The 2,063-nt window shown below is 58.4% G+C and carries 1 protein-coding gene; it reads left to right on the forward strand.

The window, feature by feature from the left end; all coding sequences use genetic code 11:
• The first annotated feature begins 211 nt into the window (after positions 1–211).
• Positions 212–1,792, forward strand: coding sequence for a polysaccharide biosynthesis tyrosine autokinase (locus tag Q0288_RS17550; RefSeq protein WP_299433577.1), 1,581 nt, complete (start codon positions 212–214; stop codon positions 1,790–1,792).
• The last annotated feature ends 271 nt before the right edge of the window (positions 1,793–2,063 follow it).

The raw sequence follows: 2,063 nt of genomic DNA on the forward strand, positions 1-2,063 counted from the left end.
GGAAGTCTTGCTCAAAGAACTCAGGATAAACCGCAGACCAGGGGTCGAAACGGTGAGCGTTAAGGACGAGTAACGGCTCCATAAAGCCCCCAGAACCCACCACCTTCCATATGGCTGGGAAGCAGGCTTTTGGCGTAACCAAACATGTAATTGGGTGATTGTTTTTTTACGATAGGAATGGGGGTTTTTTCGTAGTACAATCCAATACTAAATGAGAGAACTCCCCGGTTTGATCAAGGTGGACCTTGCCGAGTTTTTCAAGCGGTTATTGCACTACAGTTGGGCGCTAATTTTGCTGGCGATTGTGGCAACGGTAGCGGGCTACCTTATTTCGCGCCTGCAAACCCCCGTGTTCCAGGCCACTGCTCGATTGTTGGCGGCGCAGCCCACCGCTTTTTCTGGAACTGCCATCAATACCGTACCCACTGCCAGTCCTCTCGATAGCCAGGCCTACCGCGAGGCAGCCCTGAGCAGCCAGGTGCTCAAGGACACCCTTAATAGTCCACAAAACCAGCGTACCCTCGAGGAATTCCGCCAAAAACTGCGGGTGCGCACCGTGGATGGCCGGCAGTCCGGCATCATCTTGCTTAGTGTGCGCGATAACGATCCCACCAGGGCTGCCCAACTCGCCAACGAATGGGCCGATGCCCTGAGGCGCTGGGACGACCAGCGTGTGCGGGGCAGTTTTAGCCGCTACCGCCTATCCCTCGAAACCCAACTGCGCTCGGTGCAAACCGATCTGGGCAGGGCCAATAACACCCCCGAGCGCATCGAAGGATTGCGCAGCCTGCAGGGCAGCTTGCTGCGTGACCTCGATCTGGTACGGGCCCTGGAACAGGGTGCTACCGGCCAACTGAGTCTGCTGGATACTGCCGAAACGCCGATTCGGCCGGTCGCACCCCGCTCTTTGCTTAACGCACTGCTGGCTGGGGTACTTACCATGGCTTTCGGCGTCCTGTTCATGTTGTTGCGTGAAGTCTCGGTACGCACCGTACGCAGCAGCGAAGATGCGGTGGAATTGACCGGACTGCAAGTGCTGGGGGAGTTTCCCAAGCTGGTCAACGCCAGTCGCGACCTGCCGCGAGAGGCTGCTAGCTACCTGCGCACTTATGTCAACCGGGGTTTGATGGACGAGAGCGAGCCCAAAATAATCGCCGTCACCAGCCCTGAGGCCAAAGAAGGTAAAAGCAGTGTTTCCATTGCACTGGCACGGGCCTATGCCCGCACCGGAAAGCGTACCCTGCTGATTGACCTCGACCTGCATCGCCCCATCCTGCACAGCGAATTCGACATCAAAAGCGGGCCGGATGTGATTTCGGTACTGCGCGACCCGCTTTTTGGTATGGCCACCCACCAGCTCGAGCGCGGGCTTTCCCTGCTGCCTTGCTTGCAAGCCGCTGACGACCCTTCGGGCCTGCTTTCACAGCAGTTCCGGCCTTTCTTGCGCCGCCTGCGCGAATCGGGCGAGTGGGACACCATCATTATTGACACGCCGCCGGTACTCGCCGTTACCGACACGCTGGTAATCGCACCGCAGGTTTCGGGCATGGTGGTGGTGGTGAATACGGGAAGCACCAACCGCCGCAGCCTGGTGGTTGCGATAGACAACCTTACCCGCATCGGGGCCAGGGTGCTGGGTCTGGTCGTCAATCAATTGCGCTCGGGGGAGGGCCTGCTGGTTTCCTCGAGAGGTTACGGTAGCTATGGCAGCTATGGAAACCGTCCCCGCCTGGTTCCCTCAACCCCCCCAACCGAGACCCAGGAACAAGACCCGCTGCGCACCCAGTGGTAAAGTCAGCCGCTATGGGCCAGACCCGGCCCATTTTCGCCTGGCTGTTTCGTTGCCGGATTGGCGAGATACATTCCTGGGCTTGTCCTGGCGTGGCTTATGGCTACCCCTGAACGCCAAAGTAAATTTCGGATGCGGAGATAATTTGATCCATGTGGCGCAACCCAATTTTTGCCCAGCCGAACTCATACCGGGCTCGAGGGCATTTTGGTGCCAGACCGACCCCCCCAAAAATCCTGCATGCGCTTTTCTAGTAACCGGGCGGTGTGGTACA

This window comes from uncultured Meiothermus sp. (assembly GCF_937863175.1).
In the GTDB taxonomy this organism is placed as follows: domain Bacteria; phylum Deinococcota; class Deinococci; order Deinococcales; family Thermaceae; genus Meiothermus.